The organism is Micromonospora sp. NPDC049900, from assembly GCF_044461025.1.
Classification (GTDB): domain Bacteria; phylum Actinomycetota; class Actinomycetes; order Mycobacteriales; family Micromonosporaceae; genus Micromonospora.
In genome coordinates, this window is sequence record NZ_JBITKM010000001.1 from 715,391 (window position 1) to 734,898 (window position 19,508).

Genomic DNA, 19,508 nt, shown 5'->3' on the forward strand with positions numbered 1-19,508 from the left:
CACGCCCCGACGGCTGTCGGCGGCCGGGCGGTCACGTCTGGGCGGGTGCGGTCGGCAGCGCGATCGCGGCCAGCAGCTCGTAGGCGACCTCCAACGCCACCCGCTTGCGCTCGACGTCGGTGATGTCCGGCGTACGGACGGCGAACCAACTGCTGTGCACGGCGAACAGGGCCAGCACGGCGCGTAGCTGGGCACCGGCGCTGTCGTCGCCCCGGCAGAGCACGGAGGACAGCCGGAACATCCGCTCGCGCATCTCCCGCCCGGCGGAGAGGTTCTTCAGGGCGGTCTGGTTCTGTTCGAAGAACCGCATCACCGAGGGCTGCTCGCCGCCGAACATCGCGTCGGCGTACCGCTCGATCAGCGCCCGGCGGGTGGCGAGCGTGTCCGGTTGGGCCTCGCCCCAGGAGATCAGCGAGTCCATCCGGCCCAGCCGGTCCTCGACCACGCTGGTGACGATCTCGTCCTTGCTCTTGAAGTGGTAGTAGAGGGCGGCCTTGGTGACGCCGAGTCGTTCGGCGACCTCGCGCAGCGAGGTCCCCTCATAACCCTGCTCGGTGAAGAGTTCCAGCGCGACGGCCTTGATCCGTTCCCGGGTGCCGCCTGTGCTCTGGCTCACCTGCACCACCTAATCCAGTTGACCGGTATCTGCTGTCCAACTTACCGTCCGGCTAGTAAGGTAGCTAGCCGGTCGGCAAGTAAGTGCGCCACATTCTCGGGGGGAGAGCTTACCTATGGCCCCACAACAGCAGGTCGCCGCGCGACCCAACATCCGACTCGTCCTGTTCGGGCTGATGATCGCCATGATGCTGGCGATGCTCGACAATATGATCGTCAGCACCGCGCTACCCCGCATCGTCGGCGAGTTCGGTGGGCTCAACCACTTCACCTGGGTGGTGACCGCGTACGTGCTGGGCACCACCGTCTCGACCCCGATCTGGGGCAAGCTCGGCGACCTGTACGGCCGCAAGAACGTCTTCCTCACCGCCGTGGTGATCTTCCTGGTCGGCTCCGCGCTCTGCGGCATGTCCGGCTCGGCGATGCTCGGCGGGCCCGACGACGGGATGGTCCAGCTCATCGCCTTCCGCGCGGTGCAGGGCCTCGGCGCCGGTGGCCTGATGGTCGGCGTGATGGCGATCATCGGCGACCTGGTCCCGCCCCGCGAGCGCGGCCGGTACCAGGGCATGATCGCCGGGATCATGGCCATCGCCATGGTGGCCGGTCCGCTGGTCGGCGGTTTCATCACCGACCACCTCTCCTGGCGTTGGGCGTTCTACGTCAACCTGCCGCTCGGCGGTGTGGCGCTGGTGCTGCTGATCGCCACCCTGCGTCTGCCCCGGTACCGCACCGAGCACCGGATCGACTGGCTCGGCGCCGCGCTGCTGTCGGTCGGCATCACCGCGATCGTGCTGATCACCACGTGGGGCGGCAACGAGTACGCCTGGCGCTCCCCGCAGATCCTCGGCCTCGCCGCCCTGGCGCTCGCCGCGCTGGTGGCCTTCGGGTTCGTCGAGCGGTACGCCCCCGAGCCGATCCTGCCGCTCGGCCTGTTCGCCAACCGGAACTTCGCCCTGATCTCCACGATCGGCTTCCTGCTCGGCTTCGCGATGTTCGGCGCGATGAACTTCCTGCCGCTCTATCAGCAGACCGTGCAGGGCGCCTCGGCCACCAACTCGGGCCTGCTCCTGCTGCCGCTGATGTTCGGCATGCTGGTGGTCTCGCTGCTCGTCGGCCGGGCCATCACCCGGACCGGTCGCTACCGGATCTATCCGATCGCCGGCGGCGCGGTGATGGCCGTCGGGCTCGCCCTGCTGAGCCTGTTGGACGTGCACACCAGCAAGGTCCAGTCGTCGCTCTACATGATCGTGCTCGGTGTCGGCATGGGCTTCCTGATGCAGACGTCGATGCTGATCGCGCAGAACAGCGTGGAGCAGAAGGACCTCGGCGCGGCCAGCGGCGCGGCCACCTTCTTCCGCTCCATCGGCGGCTCGTTCGGCATCTCGCTGTTCGGCGCGATCTTCGCCAACCGGCTGGCCGGCACCGCCGCCGGTGGCGCCTTCAGCGGCGGCGGTGAGGCCGGGGCGGCGATGAACATCGACCAGCTCCGGGAACTGCCGGCACAGGCCCGCGAGGCGGTGCTCGGTGGGCTGGCCGACGCGATCTCGCACGTGTTCCTGTGGGCGGTGCTCTTCGCCGTGCTGGTGCCGGTGCTGGCCTGGTTCATCCGGGAGATCCCACTGCGCACCAGCAACGAACCGACCGGCACCCCGGAGGAACAGGCCGAGACCGCTCTCGCCCGCAACCCGGCGTAAGGATCGGTGAAAGGAGGGGTCCCCTGCTAACGCCTCGTGCATAGCAGGGGACCCCTCCTTGCATCCGTGAGCGAGGTGCGACGGATCAGGGTGGGCCCGGCAGGCGGGTGCGGAACGGGCGCAGCAGCCGGCTCAGCAGGACGCGGAGCGCAGAGCGGTGCCGACCGCCGGGTGCGCCGGCCAGGGAACGCGCCAGGGCCACGCTGTCCGGGTCGAGATCCGGGGTGGTCAACGCCAGGTGAGCCACGGAGGCGGCCATCGGCACCGGGCCCTCCCGGGTCGCCTCGGCCACGGTGGCCAGCCGGGCGGCGACCAGCCCGGCCACGTCGGGGCGGACCGACGGGTCCACCCAGGCGGCGGTGACCAGCGCGAACAGGGCCGCCTCGGTGACCTCCTCGGTGTCGGTCAGCTCGGTGAGCACCCGTCGTCGCGTCGAGGTGGCCCACGCCTCGTCGGTGCGGTGGTGCAACAGGCCGAGGCAGGCCCACACCTGCACGCAGCGCACCCAGAGCGCGGGGTCCTGCCCGGCGAGCACCCGGCCCAGCGCGGTCGGCGGTGCCTCAGGTGGGTGGGCCAGTAGGCCGAGCAGGTCCGGCAGGTCGAGCGTGGCCAGCCCGACCGCGGAGTCGTACGCGGCCGGGGGGTGCGGCCAGGCGGGGTGGGCGAGGTGTTGCAGCCGGCGGGCCGCGTCCGCCGAGGGCGGTGCCGGTGTCTCGCCCGCCTCCTCCGCAGGCGGACGGGAGCCGACCGGTGTCACCTGTCCCAACCAGGGGCGGCCCCGGCAGCACTCGGCGAGGTCGCCGTGCTCGTGGGAGTCGTCCGGATGGTCGCGGACGAAGTCGGCCAACGCGACCAGGTGGCGTACGTCGCCGTCGCGCTGGAACCGCAGCCGGTGGGCGGTGTGCACCGCGCAGTCGAAGGACGGGTTGCGGGTCAACGCCCGCTCGATCCAGACCAGCGCCTCGTCCAGCCGGCCGTGGTCGGCCAGCGTGCCGGCGATGTCGGCGTACACGGCGAGGTCGTCCGGGTCGTGGTCGACGGCACGGCGCAGCGCGGCGAGCGCCTCCCGGGTGCGCCCGGCGCTGCGCAGCGCGTACCCGAGCCAGACCTCGCCGATCTTGGACGGTGTGGCCCGTACGCCCCGGGTGGCCCAGCGGACCGCGAGCGGCACCTCGCCGACCCGCCGGGCCAGCGCGGAGGCCGTGCCGAGCAGCAGCCCGTGTTCGGGGTGGACGGTGACCGCGTTGCGGGCCAGCGTCAGATAGGCCGCCAGGGCGGCCCGGTCGGACGCGGGCACCGGGTCGGGTGCGGCGGCGCAGACCTGCATCAGGACCCGGGCCGCCTGGTCCGGGCCGAGGCGTTCGGCCAGTTCGGGCGAGGTGACCCAGGGCACGCCGGCCCAGTCCGCGCCCGGCGCGTGCGCGGTGGCGGCGACCAGCAGGTCGAGCCCCTCGGCGGGGCGGCCGGCGGCGGCGAGCAGGTGTGCCCGCGCGACGACCGCGCCGATGAAGGTGTGATGTTGCAGGGGGAAGAGTTCCACCGCGTCGTCACCGCCGACGGCGGCCAGCCGGGCGAGGGTCTCGTGGACCTCGGGCAGCGTCGGCGCCCGGGCCAGCGCGGCCGCGACATGGTCAGCGGCGTGTGCCAGGTCGCCGGAGTCCAGGGCCCGCCGGGCCAGGGCCAGTTCCTCGGTCGCCGGCAACGCCCGATCGTCGGTTCCCTCGGCCACGTCGTCCTCTCGGTGGTAGGTACGGGTTGCGCGGTGAGGTCGGGTCAGCGTAGGTGACAACACCCAGTTTTGGTGATCCACTGCGCAGTGCTGCGCGTTCGGTTGCCCATACGTGAATAAACCTGCAAGACTGAGCATCAAACGCGCGGGAACCGCGCAGGGGAGGAGTTCGCGTGACGCGCCCAGGTAGCGGCATGGCCGCCGACATCGACGAGCAGCCGGCCGGTTACGAGCGGCTGCTCTCCGACGAGTACGCGGCACCGATCGCCCGGGTCGCCGCCGCCGTCGCCGAGCGCCGCCCACGGCACGTGGTGTTCACCGCGCGCGGCACCTCCGACCACGCCGCGCTCTACGGGGCGTACCTCGCCGAGATCCGTCTCGGCCTGCCGGCCGGGCTCGCCTCGCCCAGCGCCGTCACCCTCTTCGGCGCCCGACCGGACCTCTCCGACGCCCTGGTCGTCGGCGTCAGCCAGAGCGGCGGCTCGCCCGACCTGACCGCGGTGCTCCGGGCCGCCCGGGACTCCGGCGCCCTCACCCTCGCGGTCACCAACGCGCCGGACTCCCCGCTGGCCCGGACCGCCGAACTCTCCGTCGACATCGCCGCCGGGCACGAGCGGGCGGTGGCGGCGACCAAGACGTACACGGCGGAACTGCTCGCCCTGCTGATGCTGGTCGAGGGGATCCGGTCCGGCGACGGCAGGCTGCCGGACGACGAGCGCCGGGCGCTGGCCGCGCTGCCGGAACTGGCCGCCCGCACCCTCGCCGACCAGACCGCCACCCAGCTCGCGCCCCGCTACCGCTTCGCCGGGCAACTGGTCACCACCGGCCGGGGGTACGCGTACCCGACGGCCCGGGAGGCCGCACTCAAGCTGATGGAGACGTCGTACCTGCCGGCGTTGTCCTTCTCCGGCGCCGACCTGCTGCACGGCCCGCTCGCCATGACCGACCCGGACGTGCCGGTGCTCGCCGTGGTCGGCTCCGGGCCGGGCGGGCAGGCGATGCGCGAGGTGCTGCCCCGGCTCGGCGAGCGCCGCGCCGACGTGGTCGTGGTCGGTTCCGCCGAGGTCGAGGGGGCGACCCGGCTCGGCGTGCCCGAGGTCGACGAGCGCCTCGCCCCGCTGCTGGACATCCTGCCGCTGCAACGGCTGGCGCTGGCCCTCGCGCTGACCCGGGGCGAGGACCCGGACGCGCCCCGGGGCCTGAAGAAGGTCACCGCGACGATGTGACCCTCGACGTGGCACGCTGGTCGGCGTGTCAACGCTGCGCGATCTCGCCGAGGAGCACACCCGTCTGCGTCCGACGGACATCGACCACCTGCACCGCATCGCCGGTGACTGGCAGTTGCTGTCCGACCTGTCCTTCGCCGACCTGCTGCTCTGGGTCCCGGTCGACGGCGAGGGGAGCTTCCTCTGCGTGGCCCAGGTCCGCCCCACCACCGCGCCCACCGCCTACCAGGACGACCAGGTGGGGCGCATCGTCGGCGGCCCGGAGGTGGCGCACCTGGAGGTGGCCTACGAGCAGGGGCGGATCTGGCGGGAGGGCGATCCGGTCTGGTACGGCGACGTGCCCGCCCGGCACGAGGCGATCCCGGTCCGCCTGCGCGCCGCCGACGGGGAGTCCGGCGAGGTGATCGCCGTGGTGGGCCGGGACACCAACCTGTCCACCGCCCGGACCCCCAGCCAGTTGGAGCTGAACTACCTCACCACCGCCGACGACCTGGCGCAGATGATCGCCGACGGCACGTTCCCGCCGCCCCGGCACCCCGGCGAGACCACCTCGGCGCCCCGGGTCGGCGACGGCCTGGTCCGGCTGGACGCCGGGGGCAAGGTCACCTACGCCAGCCCGAACGCACAGTCGGCGTACCGCCGGTTGGGCTACGCCTCCCACCTGGTGGGCGAGGATCTCGCGGCGCTGCACCGCCGGCTGGCCAACGACCCGCTGGAGGGGACCGAGGCCGGCAACGGCATCCTCGCCGCGCTGCGTGGCGAGGCGCCACCCCGGCGCGAGATCGACGCGCGCGGCGCGACCATGCTCACCCGGGCCCTACCGCTGATGCCCGCCGGTGTGCCGATCGGCGCGCTGGTGCTGGTCCGGGACATCACCGAGGTACGCCGCCGGGACCGGGCGCTGATCACCAAGGACGCCACCATCCGGGAGATCCACCACCGGGTGAAGAACAACCTCCAGACCGTCGCGGCGCTGCTGCGTCTCCAGGCCCGCCGGGTCGGCATGCCGGAGGCGCGGGTCGCCCTGGAGGAGTCGGTACGCCGGGTCGCCTCGATCGCGCTGGTGCACGAGACGCTCTCCATGTCCAGTGACGAGGCGGTCGAGTTCGACGGGATCGTCGACCGGGTGGCCAGCGCGGCGACCGAGGTGGCGGCGACCGAGGTGAGCGTCGGGATGCGCCGCACGGGCAGCTTCGGCGTCCTGCCGGCCGAGATCGCCACCTCGCTGGTGATGGTGCTCAACGAACTGCTGCTCAACGCCGTCGAGCACGGCTTTCCGCCGGCCGGTGAGACCGAGGACGAGGAGGAGGCCGCGGTCGAGCCGGAACCGCCGGGCCAGCCAGGCGTCGACGCGCCCGAGGTGGTGGTGTCGGCGCACCGGGCCCGCAAGATGCTGCACGTCACCGTCGCCGACAACGGTCGCGGGTTGCCGGACGACTTCGACGCCTCCGGTGGCCGCAAACTCGGCCTACAGATCGTCCGGGCGCTGGTCACCGGCGAACTCCGGGGCAGCATCGAGCTGCGGCCCGGCGCCGAGGGCGGCACCGAGGCGGTCCTGAGCGTTCCGCTGGCCCGCAGCGCCCCCGAACGCCCCGGCGCCTGAGCGTCCCGGGCGTCGGCGTCGGGCCCGTCAGCGGCCGTCGGCGGTGAGCAGGGCGACGGTGAGGCCGGAGCGGGGCCGGACCCGGGTGACGGTGTAGCCGCTCCGCAGCGCGTCGCCCTTGGCCCCGGGCACGGCGGCCAGCGGGTCGTCGGGGCGTCCGGCGACCACCAGCCAGACCCGGTCCGTCCCGGCCAGGCACTCCGTCGGTCGGTCGCACTCCTCGGCCCACAGGTCGCCCCGGCGCTGCGGGTCGGTCACCGCCAGCACGTCCCGGGGCGTCCGCTCGGCGAGGTGGTAGCGCAGCCCCAGGTCGAGGAAGAGCCAACTCTCCCGGGGCGAGTAGACGATCGCGTCGTCCGGGCGCGCCCCGTCGGCCACGATCCGCGCCGCGCCCGCGTAGTCGACCGTGGCGCTGCGTGGCCACTCGTGGGTACGCCGCAGGGCGGCCTGGTCCGGCAGGCCGAGCAGCCCGGCCAGGAGCACCACGGCGAGCGCACCGGGCAGCCGGACCGTACGCAGTGCCGCCCCGGCCAGCAGGCAGCCGAACGGCACCACGAAGACCAGGTAGCGGGGGACCCAGAGCGGGACCACGGATCCGGCGAGGAAGAGCAGCAGCACGGGCAGCAGCACGCAACTGGCCGGCAGCAGGGCCCGCCGACCGGCCCGGACCGTACCGAGGGCGGCGAGACCGACCAGGAGCCCGCCGACCACCCCGCTCTGCACCACCCCGCCGGGCAGCGCCGCCAGGTCGCCGGGCCGGGCGGCGTCCACCCAGTCCAGTTGCCGGGCCCGCTGTCCCCGGGCGCGCGCCACCAGCGGGGTGACCGCCGCGAACACCGGCACCAACGCGGCGACCCATCCCCAGAGCACCCGTCGCCGGAACCGCCGCCGCCCCTCGCCGGCCCCGATGCCGCCTCCGGCCGTGGGGCTGGGGTCCGGGGCCGGTGGCCGGTCCGGTGCCGCCGAGTCGGCCGTGCCCGGCGCTGCGGTGCCCGGGGCCGCCCGCCGGTCCGAGGGCTCCGGACCGGTGGGCGGTGCGGTGGTGCCCGGTGAGGCGGTGCGGGGTGCGGCGGTGAGCACGGCGACGGCGTGTGCGGCGAGCAGGGTGAGCGCGACCAGGTGGGTGAGCCCGAGGGCGGCGGTCGTCACGGCGTACCCGACCCAGCGGCGTGGACCGGGGCGGTGCAGCGCGTCGACGAACAGCAGCGTGCTCAGTACGGCGAGGGCGGTCGCTAGCGCGTACGGGCGGGCCTCCTGCCCGTAGCGGGAGGTGCTGGGCAGGACCGCGAACAGCAGCCCGGCGAGGGTGCCGACGCGGGCGTCCCAGAGTCGCCGGCCGAGCGCGGCGGTCAGCCCGGCGGCGACGGCCATGGCGAGTGCGGACGGCAGGCGCAGCGCGGCCACCGAGTCGTCGGCCACCGTGGTCCAGGCGTGCACGAGCAGGTAGTAGGGCGCGGCGGCGGCGTCGATCGTGCCGGTCAGCCGGAGCAGGTCGGTGGCCGGGCGGGTGGCGGCGCTCCAGGTCGCCAGCTCGTCCCGCCACGGCTGGGCGGAGTCCAGCCCGGCCAGCGTCACCAGCAGGGTCAGGCCCGCCGGGAGGAGCCACACCGGCAGCGCGCGCAGGCGTACGCCGCTGAGCCGGACGCCGTTTCCGGCGGCCGGTACCGACCTACCGGACAAATCACCCACATTGTGAGCCTGCCACATGATCGCGCTCCGAGTGGCGGCAGCGACCGCCCGTGATGTGGGATGCAGCACGCAGTCATTGGCCCGCCCATACCCCGTGTGGCAACATGACGTTCATGACTGCCGCCGTCGTGCGCCGCTTCGTGGCTCGTCGCCACGTCGATTACGGCCGCGTGCGCAGCGCCATCTGTCCGGCCCACTGACGACGCCCGACCACCCTGCCTCGGGCACCCTGGCGCGCCGGCCGTTCCTGACATCGCCGTCCCCGGCCCCCTTCCGGGAGCCGACCGCGTCCGCGTACCCCAGCCGAGGCACTGCAGACAACGGAGGACGCCGCGATGGCGGTCAGCGAGATTCCGGCCCGACCCGGGGACCCCACGGCGCGCCCCGCGCGGGCTCCCCGCCGCCCCCGCGGCGAGGGCCAGTGGGCGCTCGGATACCGCGAGCCGCTCAACCCCAACGAGCGCAGCAAGAAGGACGACAACCCGCTCAACGTGCGGGAGCGGATCGAGAACATCTACGCACACGGGGGCTTCGCCTCGATCGACCCGGCGGACCTGCGTGGCCGGTTCCGCTGGTGGGGCCTCTACACCCAGCGCAAGGCGGGCATCGACGGCGGACGTACCGCCGTGCTGGAACCGCACGAGCTGGAGGACGAGTACTTCATGCTCCGGGTGCGGGTGGACGGCGGCCAGCTCGACCTGGCCCAGTTGCGCACCATCGCGGAGATCTCCCGGGAGTTCGCCCGCGACACCGCCGACATCACCGACCGGCAGAACATCCAGTACCACTGGATCCGGGTCGAGGACATGCCCGAGATCTGGCGTCGGCTGGAGGCCGTCGGCCTGCAGACCACCGAGGCGTGCGGCGACTGCCCCCGCATCGTGTTGGGCAGCCCGGTGGCGGGCGTCGCCGCCGACGAGCGGATCGACGCCACCCCGGCGATCGACGAGATCGTCCGGCGGTACGTCGGCGACCCGGCGTACTCCAACCTGCCCCGTAAGTTCAAGTCGTCGATCTCGTGGCTGGTGGACACCCCGTACCAGGCCAACGACATCGCCTTCCTCGGCGTCGACCACCCCGAGCACGGCCCCGGCTTCGACCTCTGGGTCGGCGGCGGGCTCTCCACCAACCCGATGCTGGCCCAGCGGCTCGGCGTCTGGGTGCCGCTGAACGAGGTCCCGGACGTCTGGGTCGGTGTGGTCGGCATCTTCCGCGACTACGGGTACCGCCGACTGCGCCACCGCGCCCGGTTGAAGTTCCTGGTGGCCGACTGGGGCGTGACCAAGTTCCGCGAGGTGCTGGAGAAGGAGTACCTCGGCCGGACGCTGCTCGACGGCCCGGCCCCGGAACTGCCGGAGCGGCCGGTCGACCACATCGGCGTGCACGCCCAGCGGGACGGCCGCAACTACGTCGGCGCCACCCCGGTGGTCGGGCGGGTCTCCGGCACCCAGCTCGCCCAGCTCGCCGACGTCGTCGAGGCGCACGGCAGCGGCCGGATCAGCCTCACCCCGTACCAGAAGCTGCTGGTCCTCGACGTTCCGACGGAGCGGACCGACTCGCTGGTCACCGAGCTGCGCGGGATCGGCCTGGAAGCCCAGCCGTCGAGCTGGCGGCGCGGCACGATGGCCTGCACCGGCATCGAGTACTGCAAGCTCGCCATCGTCGAGACCAAGGCGCGCGGCGAGGAGCTGGTGGCCCGCCTGGAGCAGCGGCTGCGCGACTTCGACACGGACATCTCCATCCACATCAACGGCTGCCCGAACGCCTGCGCCCGCACCCAGGTCGCCGACATCGGGCTCAAGGGACAACTGGTGACCGGCCCGGACGGCAAGCAGGTCGAGGGCTACCAGGTGCACCTCGGCGGCGGGCTGGGCATGGCCGAGGGCCAGACCGCCGGGTTCGGGCGCAAGCTGCGCGGTCTCAAGACGACCGCCGACGAGCTACCCGAGTACGTCGAACGGCTGGCCCGGCGGTACCTGGACGGCCGGACCGAGAACGAGACCTTCGCCAACTGGGTCATCCGGGCCGACGAGGAACTACTGCGATGAGCGAGGTGACGCGATGAGCAGCGAGACCCGTGCCGCGCCGTTGTACTGCCCCTACTGCGGTGAGGAGGACCTGCGGCCGAGCGAGACCGGGCACGGCGCCTGGGAGTGCCACGGCTGTGCCCGGGTGTTCACGGTCCGCTTCACCGGCCTGCTCTCCCAGGGGGTGCGGCGATGAGCGCGCTGATCTCCGCCGCCGGTCTGGGACTGGTGGACACCGCACCCGCTCCGGTCGCCGCTCCGGCCGACCCGACCCGACGCAGCCCCGAGCAGTTGCGGGAACTGGCCGACCGGGCCGGCCGGGAGCTGGAGGGCGCGCCCGCGCTGGAGATCGCCCGGTGGGCCGCGGAGACCTTCGGTGACCGGTTCTGCGTGACCAGCTCGATGGCGGACGCGGTCCTCGCCCACCTCGTCTCCCGGGTGGCACCCGGGGTGGACGTGGTCTTCCTCGACACCGGCCTGCACTTCCCGGAGACCCTCGCCGTCCGCGACGAGGTCGCCCGTACCCTGCCGGTGAACGTCCGGTCGATCCGGCCCCGACTCACCGTCGGACAGCAGGACGGCGAGTACGGGCCGCGGTTGTTCAACCGGTCACCGGACGAGTGCTGCCGGTTGCGCAAGGTGGAGCCGCTGGAGCGGGCACTGGCCAGCTACGAGGCATGGGCCGCCGGACTGCGTCGTGACGAGTCGCCGACCCGGGCCAACACGCCGGTGGTGGCGTTCGACCCCCGCCGGGGCCGGGTGAAGGTCAACCCGATCGCGGCCTGGAGCCAGGCGGACGTCGACGCGTACGTCGCGCGGTGGAAGGTGCCGGTCAACGAGCTGTTCCGGCGCGGCTACGGATCGATCGGCTGCTGGCCGTGCACCCGCCGGACCTCGGCGGGGGAGGACCCGCGCGCCGGCCGCTGGGCCATGTTCGAGAAGACCGAGTGCGGACTGCACCTCTGACCGAGGCGGCGGGAACCGACGGCGGGTCCCGCCCCGACCCATCAGGGCCGGGGCGGGACCCGCTTCTCCTGGTCGCCCACGGCAGCCGCGACCCCCGCGCCGCCGAGGCCATCCGGGCGCTGGCGCGGGCGGTCTCCGCCGCCCGGCCCGGCACACCGGTGTTGCCGAGCTGGCTGGACCACACCGAGCCCGGCCCGACCGAGGCGCTGCGGGGACTGGCCGCCGCCGGGCACTCCCGAGCGGTCCTGGTGCCGCTGTTGCTGACCGCCGCGTACCACCGGCGGGTGGACATCCCGGCGGCGGTGGCGGCTGCCCGGGAGTCCGGTCCGCCGATCGCGGTGACGGTCACCGACGTGCTCGGTCCGGTCGGCCACCGGGTGGACCGGGGACTGCTGACCGCGCTCGGGCGGCGACTGGACGAGGCGGAACCGGGCCGGTTCGACGCGGTGGTGCTGGCGGCGGCGGGCACCCGGGACGCGTCCGCCCGTGCCTCGGTCGGCCGGGTGGCCCGGGAACTCGGCGTCACCCTGGGCACTCCGGCCCGGGTCTCGTACGCCTCGGCGGCACCCCCGGCCGTCGGCGCGGCGGTGGCCCGGTTGCGGGGCCGGGGCGCGCGGCGGGTCGCCGTGGCCGCGTACTTCCTGGCGCCCGGCCTGTTCCACGACGCGGTGGCGGTGGCGGCCCGGGAGGCCGGCGCGGTGGCGGTGGCGGCACCGCTGACCGACGCGCCGGAGTTGGTGGAGCTGGTGTGGGACCGGGTGAACGTCGCCCGTCGGTAAGGAAGGGCACCCTACTAACGCCTGGTGTATAGGAAGGGTCCCTTCCTTACATACGTCTGGGCAGCAGAACGCCCCGGCGGGCTGAGCCCTGCCGGGGCGTGTCGCTTCGGTGCGGTAGTGGTCAGGCGGAGTGAGCGCGCAGCACCCGGAGGCCACCGCGACGCTTGACGGCGCGCCGCTCCTCCTCGCTCATTCCGCCCCAGACGCCAGCGTCCTGACCGGACTCCAGCGCCCACTGCAGGCACTGGTCGGTCACGGAGCAGCGCCTGCAGACGGCCTTGGCCTGCTCGACCTGCAGGAGAGCCGGACCGGACGTCCCGATCGGGAAGAACAGTTCCGGGTCCTCGTCGCGGCAGACAGCATGGTGACGCCAGTCCATGGCGGCAACACTCCTCATTCTGGATGGGTGGCAGATGTTGCTTGTTCGTGCTTTTCCTATATGCATACGCATTGCCGATGGTGACGTTTCGCGTTCGTCTATTCGGCAGTGCGTGAGCAGGCTGTTGGCCCGGGGGACCTGCTGGAACAGCTCAACCTGTCGAGCATATCCAGGCAATGTCCCGGTAACTCAAGTTCGCTTGTGAATACTTTCACGAACTCTGGCGATGTCAAGGGTGGCGCTCGGAAAAACTCCGGGCGGTGAGCAAGCCCACAACCCATTTGTCCGGGTTCAAGGGGGTGCCGGTCACCCGGCGTACCACAGTCAAGAATCAATATAGTACAGTCCCGCGCACATTGCCGACATTTCCGGCATGAGTCCCGGGTGTCGCAGCCGTCGCGTGTCGGGGCGCGCCGACCTCTCGGCCCGGGGGATGCCGGAGACCTAACAGATTACTCTGAGTGCGGCCGGAACGGAGGCGAATCCAACTTTTTCTCGTTCGCCAAGATAGTCGCCGTCGAGCTGGAACGCCTGCGGACGGCTCGCCACCAGCGTGAACTCGGCAACATCGTGCCGACGAAGAACTTGACGACCTTGCGGATCCGGCGTGGCGGACAGGAACTGTCTCACTGTCCGTGTCGTGCTGGCGACGCCTAGCTGGCGAAGGGCCATCACGTCGAGACCCAGATCGAAGGACGCCTCCGGGTTCGGGTTGGCCTCGCGGTCGCCGACGAACGTCCACGGAGCGGTGTTCTGGACGATCACGGTCGCCAGATCGGCCTCGGTGGTCTCGCCCGGCTGCTCCAACCGGATCGCCGGGTTGCGCCGTTCGGCACCGAACAGGAACTGCGCGGTGAAGGCCCGGAAGTAGAGCCCCGGCGAGGAGACCCGGCCCCGTCGACGAGCCTCCTCGACCCGGTGGATGACCGCCGCGTCGAGCCCGAAACCGGCGCAGAAGGTGAAGTAGCGGTCGTCGGCCCGGCCGAGGCCGATGGTCCGGTGCCGGCCCAGCCGCAGCCCCTCCAGGAGCATGCTGGCCGCCTCGGGCCACTCCCTGGGCAGGCCCAGCGCCCGCGCGAAGACGTTCGTCGAGCCGCCCGGCACGGTGGCCAGGGCGGGCAGCCGCTCGGCGGTCGGCGCCGCACCACCGGCGCTGGTCGCCGTCATCAGCCCGTTGACCACCTCGTTGACCGTGCCGTCACCACCGAGGGTGACCACGACGTCGACGCCCTCCACCGCGGCCTCGCGGGCCAGCGCGGTGGCGTGACCACGACGCCGGGTGTAGCGCACGGAGAGATCCACCTCGCTGCGCAGCGCTCGGACGAGCACATCCCGCGCACGCTCGCTGGTAGTGGTGGCCTTCGGATTGACCAGCAGGACGGCCCGCATGGGCGGCACTGTACCCCGGACCGCCACGGGTATCGTGACCGCGTGGCAATCGACTCCGACCCGACCCCGGTGACCCTCCGGTGGGCGGTCTTCCTCCTGCGGGGTCAGGCGGTCGCCGTCGGGCTGATCGCGGCCTGGTTGGTCGTCGCCGACTTCACCGCCGCCACCACCGATCTGGTGTCGGCACTGCTGGTGACGGCCTTCGCCATCGGCGCGGCGATCGCGCTCTGGGCGCTGGGTAGCGCGTTGCTGCGCCGCCGGGCCGGTGCCCGCGCACCCGCCATCGTGCTGCAACTCATGCTGCTGCCGATCGGCTGGTTCATGATCCAGGGCGGGCTGGGCTGGCTCGGCGTACCGCTGATCGCGCTCGGGCTCGGCGTCACCTGGCTGCTGGTGAGTCCGCCCACCACCCGGGCCCTGGGCTTCGAGTGAGCGTCGCTCACCAGCCGGAGGCGCGGCGGGTGAGCAACGAGATGGTGGCCCGGCCGTCGGCCGCCCCGGCCGAGGCCGAGGTGGTCAACGCGGTGAGCACCTTCCAGGCGAACGACGACTCCGCCGGGAGCCGGGCGCCCGGCACGGTCGGCACCGTCACCTCGACGGTCAACGCGTCCTCGGTGACCGCGAAGCGGCAGTCCAGCTCCGCGCCGCGGGGCGCGATGGCGAGCAGCATGGCGCAGGCCTCGTCGACGGCGATGCGCAGGTCCTCGATCTCGTCGAGGGCGAACTGGAGACGCGCGGCGAGGCCGGCGGTGGCGGTGCGCAGGACGCTCAGATAGCCGCCTTCGGCGGGCACGGTGAGGTGCACCACGTCGTCGTCGGTGGTCGGTTGTCCGGTCAGTTGAGTCACGGCTCATCCCCCCGGTCGGGGACTCTACCCGCTCAGGCGGCGGGGCGACGGAGGGCCGTCAGTGCGGCGGACGGCGAGCCGGGCGGCCCGGTGTGAACCGGTGCGCCCGGGATGGAAACGCGTCGGCGACCGGCCCGCCCCGAGGGGCAGGGCCGGCCGCCGACGCGCAGGCGTGGACGGGCCACGTCACGCCTGCTTGGTCTCCCAGAAGATCTTCGAGATCTCGTCGATCTTCTGTAGCAGCTCGTCGGCCTTGGACGGGTCGGTGGCGCCCTTGGCGCCCGCCGCACCGGCCAGCTTGGTGGCCTCGTTGAAGAGCTGGTGCAGGTGCGGGTACTTCTCGAAGTGCGGCGGCTTGAAGTAGTCGGTCCACAGCACCCACAGGTGGTGCTTGACCAGCTCGGCCCGCTGCTCCTTGATCAGGATGGCCCGGGTGCGGAACTCCGGATCGGTGTTGGCCTGGTACTTCTCGCAGATCATTTTCACCGACTCGGCCTCGATCCGAGCCTGCGCGGGGTCGTAGACGCCGCAGGGCAGGTCGCAGTGCGCGCTCGCGGTCACCCGGGGCGCAAGGATGCGTGGAAGTCGCATCGGGATCCTCCATGGGAAGTTTGCGATGATCCATGACGACATTACTCCTGGACGTGGTCCCCGAGGCCGCAGGAGGTGAAACCACATGCCGGTGCCCGGCCTCCGGAGGCCGCTCGCGGCCGTACTCGTGACCGGTCCGTCGATGGCGCCGACCCTGCGGCACGGCGACGCGGTGCTGGTCCGGCCGGGTGGTCGCGCCATCCGGGCCGGAGACGTGGTGGTCGCGGTCTTCCGCAGTCGCCCCGATCTGCTCGTGGTCAAACGCGCCGTCTGCCCCGCCGACGGCGGTTGGTGGCTGTACGGTGACAACGAGTTGGTCACCGACGACTCGCGGGCGTACGGGGTGGCCGACGTCCTCGGTCGGGTGGTGCTCCGCTACTGGCCCCGCCCCGGCCGGTTGCCGCCCCAGCCGTTATGACCCTGCGCACCTCCGGCTCCCGGTGGCGTGACTATGCTCGGAAAGTGCCTGGGTGACCCCCCGCACCTCGTGCCGCCGCTCGCTCGCCTCACCGTGCGCCCCGACCGGCCGGCCCAGCTGCTTAAACGACACTGGAGTCACCATGCCTTCGTCCACCGTGGACCCCGCTGATCCCGTCTTCCAACTGCACCGGGGCGGCAAGATGGCCGTCCTCTCGACCGTCCCGCTGACCAGCCGCGAAGACCTCTCCCTCGCGTACACGCCGGGTGTGGCCCGGGTGTGCGAGGCGATCGCCGCCGATCCGTCGCTCACCCACGAGTACACCTGGACGTCGAACACCGTCGCGGTGGTCACCGACGGCTCGGCCGTACTCGGACTGGGCAACATCGGTCCGCGCGCCGCGCTTCCGGTGATGGAGGGCAAGGCGGTGCTGTTCAAGCAGTTCGGCGGTGTCGACGCGGTGCCGGTCTGCCTGGACACGCAGGACGTCGACGAGATCGTGGCGACGGTCAAGGCGCTCGCGCCGTCGTTCGGTGGGATCAACCTGGAGGACATCAGCGCGCCGCGCTGCTTCGAGGTGGAACGCCGCCTCGACGAGGCGCTGGACATCCCGGTGTTCCACGACGACCAGCACGGCACCGCGATCGTGGTGCTGGCCGCACTGCGCAACGCCGCGACCCTGCTCGACCGCAAGCTCGGCGACCTGCGGGTGGCGGTCAGCGGTGCGGGTGCGGCCGGTGTGGCGGTGACCAAGATGCTGGTGGCCGGGGGAGTGGACCCGCAGCGGGTGGTGGTCTGCGACTCCCGGGGCATCGTCTCCCGCCAGCGCGACGGGCTGACCGGCACCAAGGCCGAGCTGGCCGAGCTGACCAACGCCGACGGTCGGCAGGGCGACATCACCGAGGCGTTGCGCGACGCCGACGTGCTGATCGGCGTCTCCGGCGGCCAGATCCCGGAGGCGGCGGTGGCCGGGATGGCGCCCGGCGGGATCGTGTTCGCGCTGGCCAACCCCACTCCCGAGGTGCACCCGGACGTCGCCGCGCGGCACGTCGCGGTGGTCGCCACCGGCCGCAGCGACTACCCCAACCAGATCAACAACGTGCTGGCCTTCCCGGGCGTGTTCCGGGGTGCGCTCCGGGCCCGGGCCACCCGGGTCACCGAGTCGATGAAGGTGGCCGCCGCCGACGCCATCGCCGCCGTGGTGGCCGATGCGCTCACGCCGGACGCGATCGTGCCCTCGCCGCTCGACCCGCGGGTCGCCCCGGCGGTGGCCGAAGCGGTCGCCGAAGCCGCCCGCCGCGACGGCGTCGCCCGCGCCTGACGTGCAAGGAAGGGTCCCCTCCTAACGCCTCGTGCCGAGGAAGGGACCCTTCTTAACGGCCGCTCAGCTTGTTACGGTGCGGATCATGCGTGCCGCCTTCGCCTCCCGTTTCGACGATGCCGATCCGCTCGCCGCGCTCACCGTCGGTGAGCAGCCCGAGCCGAGCCTGCCCGACGACGACTGGGTGACCGTGCGCGTCACGGCCAGTTCGCTCAACCACCACGACATCTGGTCGCTGCGCGGCGTCGGGCTGCGGGCCGAGCAGTTGCCGATGATCCTCGGCTGCGACGCCGTGGGCGTCGACCCGGAGGGCAACGAGGTGGTCGTCTATCCGGTGGTGCCCACTCCCGGTGACCCGCGCGGGATGTCCATCCTCTCCGAGCACTTCCCGGGCACGCTGGCCGAGCGGGTGGCCGTACCCCGCTGGAACCTGCTGCCGCTGCCGGCGGGCCTGTCGGCGCCGGATGCGGCGTGCCTGCCGACCGCCTGGCTGACCGCGTGGCGGATGCTGACCACCAAGGGCCGGGTCGACGAGGCCGAGGCGGTGCTGGTCCAGGGCGCCGGCGGCGGCGTGGCCACCGCCGCCGTGGTGCTGGCCACCGCGATGGGCAAGCGGGTGTACGCGACCAGTCGCGACGCCGCCAAGCGGGAGCGGGTCACCGGGCTGGGCGCGACGGCCGTCCAGACCGGTGCCCGGCTGCCCGAGCGGGTCGACGTGGTGATCGAGACGGTCGGCGCGGCCACCTTCGACCACTCCCTGAAGTCGGCCGCGCCCGGCGCGCGGATCGTGGTCTCCGGAGCGACCGCCGGGCACGAGCCGGCAGTCAACCTGCGTCGGGTCTTCGCGATGCAGTTGGAGATCCTGGGCACCTCGATGGGTACCCCGGCCGACCTGGCCGATCTGCTGGCGTTCTGCGCCGAGCGGGAGGTCCGCCCGGTGGTGGACAGCGTGGTGCCGTTCAGCCGGGTCGAGGAGGCGTTCGCCCGCCTGCACTCCGGGCAGGCGTTCGGCAAGATCGTCCTCGACCACACGAGCTGACGCGGCGGCGTTAGGGCGTACGGCGTTAGGCGTTAGGCGTTAGGAAGGGTCCCCTGCTATACGCGAGGCGTTAGCAGGGGACCCTTCCTTTCACCTCATCCGGACGACGGCGAGTGTTAGAGGTTGTCGTCGAGGGTGGCGATGTCGTCGCGGGCGGCGGCGGTGGGGATGCGCTCCTTGGCCTCGGCGTCGCCGTAGAGCGTCCAGCGCAGGAACTCGGCGGTGGTGTTCGCCACCACGCCCAGCGACGTCCCGTTCCTCAGCAGCGCCCGCCCGTGGTCGCCCTCGGGCAGGCTGAGCATCGCCTTCGGCCAGGGCACCTGGTCGTAGACCGCCTTGCCGGCGGTGTACTGCACCACCTCGTCGGCCTCGCCGTGCACGAACAGTTGCGGCGCGGCGGCACCGGCGAACGCGGTGCCCACGCCGAGCGCGGTGCCGGCGAAGACGATCCCGGCGGCGAGCCGCTCGTCCCGGCCGGCGGTGAACAGCCCGATGGTGGTCACCCCGCCCGCCGAGTGCCCGGCGGCGGCCACCCGGTCGGTGGCCAGCCGGCCCCGCAGCACGTCGTCGTCGCGGGTGTCGAGCGCGAGCACCTCGGTCAGCGCGTACGAGACGTCGGCGGGCTGGTTGAGCACGTCGAGCACGTTGTTCTCGCCACCGGCCTTCGAGGTGTTCGGGAACGTCGGCGCGGCCACCACGAAACCGGCGGCCACCCACCGGGTGAGCAGTGCCTGGTAGTCGGCGGGGCGACCGCCGAGGCCGTGGCTGAACATGACCACCGGGAACCGCCCCTCGGCGGCGTCCGCCGACGTCTGCGGCTTCCCACCGGCCCGACCGGCCGCCGGGTACCAGACGGTCACCGGCAGCGGCCGGTTGCCGTCGCGGTTGAGCTTGAGCTGCCGTACGCCGACGGCGAAGGTCTGCTTCGGCGCGCTGCCGGCGGGGATGGCCGGAGCCGACGTGATCCCGGCCGGGGCGGAGGCGGTCGCCGAGGGGGCGGGCGCGTCGGCCCGCTCGTCCGGGTCACGGTCGGTGGAGCAGCCGACCAGCGTGCCGACGGTCAGCGTGCTGGCGAGCAGGAGTGAGAGGGCGCGGCGCGACATGACTCCGATTCTGCCTCGCCCGGCGACCGGTCCGGCCGGCGCCGCACATCCTGCGCCCGGGTCCGCACCGAGCGTGCGCAGTCGGCACGGATG

General features: G+C 72.8%; 19 protein-coding genes. 11 read left to right on the forward strand and 8 right to left on the reverse strand.

Annotated features, from left to right (window positions below):
• Positions 1 to 31: 31 nt before the first annotated feature.
• Positions 32 to 616 (reverse strand): TetR/AcrR family transcriptional regulator, encoded by a 585-nt coding sequence (locus tag ACIBMZ_RS03365; RefSeq protein WP_396690561.1) that lies wholly within the window; start codon positions 614 to 616, stop codon positions 32 to 34.
• A 115-nt stretch (positions 617 to 731) separates the two neighbouring features.
• Between ACIBMZ_RS03365 and ACIBMZ_RS03370 the strand changes: the two genes are divergently transcribed.
• Positions 732 to 2,309, forward strand: a complete 1,578-nt coding sequence (locus ACIBMZ_RS03370) for an MDR family MFS transporter (protein ID WP_396690563.1) — start codon at positions 732 to 734, stop codon at positions 2,307 to 2,309.
• 85 nt (positions 2,310 to 2,394) lie between these two features.
• Here ACIBMZ_RS03370 and ACIBMZ_RS03375 read toward each other — a convergent pair whose 3' ends face one another.
• On the reverse strand, positions 2,395 to 4,038 hold the full coding sequence (locus ACIBMZ_RS03375; protein ID WP_396690564.1) for a tetratricopeptide repeat protein: 1,644 nt from the start codon (positions 4,036 to 4,038) through the stop codon (positions 2,395 to 2,397).
• 194 nt (positions 4,039 to 4,232) lie between these two features.
• Here ACIBMZ_RS03375 and ACIBMZ_RS03380 point away from each other — a divergent pair, with 194 nt between their 5' ends.
• Positions 4,233 to 5,264, forward strand: coding sequence for an SIS domain-containing protein (locus ACIBMZ_RS03380; RefSeq protein WP_396690999.1), 1,032 nt, complete (start codon positions 4,233 to 4,235; stop codon positions 5,262 to 5,264).
• 25 nt (positions 5,265 to 5,289) lie between these two features.
• On the forward strand, positions 5,290 to 6,867 hold the full coding sequence (locus ACIBMZ_RS03385) for a histidine kinase N-terminal domain-containing protein (protein ID WP_396690566.1): 1,578 nt from the start codon (positions 5,290 to 5,292) through the stop codon (positions 6,865 to 6,867).
• A gap of 27 nt (positions 6,868 to 6,894) precedes the next feature.
• Here ACIBMZ_RS03385 and ACIBMZ_RS03390 read toward each other — a convergent pair whose 3' ends face one another.
• On the reverse strand, positions 6,895 to 8,556 hold the full coding sequence (locus ACIBMZ_RS03390; RefSeq protein ID WP_396690568.1) for a glycosyltransferase family 39 protein: 1,662 nt from the start codon (positions 8,554 to 8,556) through the stop codon (positions 6,895 to 6,897).
• 335 nt (positions 8,557 to 8,891) lie between these two features.
• On the opposite strand from ACIBMZ_RS03390, the gene ACIBMZ_RS03395 reads away from it, so the two are divergent.
• From ACIBMZ_RS03395 to ACIBMZ_RS03410, 4 genes are read left to right on the forward strand one after another with little or no spacing between them, the layout of a single operon-like run.
• On the forward strand, positions 8,892 to 10,604 hold the full coding sequence (locus tag ACIBMZ_RS03395; protein ID WP_396690569.1) for a nitrite/sulfite reductase: 1,713 nt from the start codon (positions 8,892 to 8,894) through the stop codon (positions 10,602 to 10,604).
• Positions 10,605 to 10,617: 13 nt separating this feature from the next.
• Positions 10,618 to 10,779 (forward strand): hypothetical protein, encoded by a 162-nt coding sequence (locus ACIBMZ_RS03400; RefSeq protein ID WP_396690571.1) that lies wholly within the window; start codon positions 10,618 to 10,620, stop codon positions 10,777 to 10,779.
• Positions 10,776 to 11,549 carry a phosphoadenylyl-sulfate reductase gene (locus ACIBMZ_RS03405; protein ID WP_396690573.1) on the forward strand — a complete coding sequence of 258 codons (774 nt, stop codon included), beginning with the start codon at positions 10,776 to 10,778 and terminating at the stop codon, positions 11,547 to 11,549. The genes ACIBMZ_RS03400 and ACIBMZ_RS03405 overlap by 4 nt, the downstream gene beginning before the upstream one ends.
• Positions 11,546 to 12,328: a sirohydrochlorin chelatase gene (locus ACIBMZ_RS03410; protein WP_396691001.1), complete on the forward strand. Its 783-nt coding sequence runs from the start codon at positions 11,546 to 11,548 to the stop codon at positions 12,326 to 12,328. The genes ACIBMZ_RS03405 and ACIBMZ_RS03410 overlap by 4 nt, the downstream gene beginning before the upstream one ends.
• 121 nt (positions 12,329 to 12,449) lie before the next feature.
• Here the strand turns inward: ACIBMZ_RS03410 and ACIBMZ_RS03415 are convergent, their stop codons facing one another.
• Positions 12,450 to 12,707 carry a WhiB family transcriptional regulator gene (locus tag ACIBMZ_RS03415; protein WP_007072794.1) on the reverse strand — a complete coding sequence of 86 codons (258 nt, stop codon included), beginning with the start codon at positions 12,705 to 12,707 and terminating at the stop codon, positions 12,450 to 12,452.
• Positions 12,708 to 13,151: 444 nt separating this feature from the next.
• On the reverse strand, positions 13,152 to 14,096 hold the full coding sequence (locus tag ACIBMZ_RS03420; protein WP_396690576.1) for a diacylglycerol/lipid kinase family protein: 945 nt from the start codon (positions 14,094 to 14,096) through the stop codon (positions 13,152 to 13,154).
• A gap of 42 nt (positions 14,097 to 14,138) precedes the next feature.
• Here ACIBMZ_RS03420 and ACIBMZ_RS03425 point away from each other — a divergent pair, with 42 nt between their 5' ends.
• On the forward strand, positions 14,139 to 14,528 hold the full coding sequence (locus ACIBMZ_RS03425) for a hypothetical protein (protein ID WP_396690578.1): 390 nt from the start codon (positions 14,139 to 14,141) through the stop codon (positions 14,526 to 14,528).
• Positions 14,529 to 14,535: 7 nt separating this feature from the next.
• Here the strand turns inward: ACIBMZ_RS03425 and ACIBMZ_RS03430 are convergent, their stop codons facing one another.
• The gene (locus ACIBMZ_RS03430) at positions 14,536 to 14,943 is read right to left on the reverse strand and encodes an anti-sigma regulatory factor (protein WP_396690580.1); all 408 of its coding nucleotides are present in this window, start codon (positions 14,941 to 14,943) and stop codon (positions 14,536 to 14,538) included.
• Positions 14,944 to 15,129: 186 nt separating this feature from the next.
• Positions 15,130 to 15,534: a superoxide dismutase, Ni gene (gene sodN, locus ACIBMZ_RS03435; RefSeq protein WP_131055291.1), complete on the reverse strand. Its 405-nt coding sequence runs from the start codon at positions 15,532 to 15,534 to the stop codon at positions 15,130 to 15,132.
• Positions 15,535 to 15,619: 85 nt separating this feature from the next.
• Between sodN and ACIBMZ_RS03440 the strand changes: the two genes are divergently transcribed.
• The 3 genes from ACIBMZ_RS03440 to ACIBMZ_RS03450 all read left to right on the forward strand — a co-directional run bounded on the left by ACIBMZ_RS03440 (position 15,620) and on the right by ACIBMZ_RS03450 (position 18,312).
• Complete coding sequence (locus tag ACIBMZ_RS03440; protein WP_396690582.1) at positions 15,620 to 15,952, forward strand: S26 family signal peptidase; 333 nt, start codon at positions 15,620 to 15,622, stop codon at positions 15,950 to 15,952.
• Positions 15,953 to 16,094: 142 nt separating this feature from the next.
• Entirely contained in the window at positions 16,095 to 17,273 is a 1,179-nt protein-coding gene (locus ACIBMZ_RS03445) for an NADP-dependent malic enzyme (protein ID WP_396690584.1), read from the forward strand.
• A gap of 76 nt (positions 17,274 to 17,349) precedes the next feature.
• Positions 17,350 to 18,312 carry a zinc-binding dehydrogenase gene (locus ACIBMZ_RS03450; protein ID WP_396690586.1) on the forward strand — a complete coding sequence of 321 codons (963 nt, stop codon included), beginning with the start codon at positions 17,350 to 17,352 and terminating at the stop codon, positions 18,310 to 18,312.
• A gap of 116 nt (positions 18,313 to 18,428) precedes the next feature.
• Here ACIBMZ_RS03450 and ACIBMZ_RS03455 read toward each other — a convergent pair whose 3' ends face one another.
• Entirely contained in the window at positions 18,429 to 19,415 is a 987-nt protein-coding gene (locus tag ACIBMZ_RS03455; RefSeq protein WP_396690588.1) for an alpha/beta hydrolase family protein, read from the reverse strand.
• Between the last annotated feature and the right edge of the window lie 93 nt (positions 19,416 to 19,508).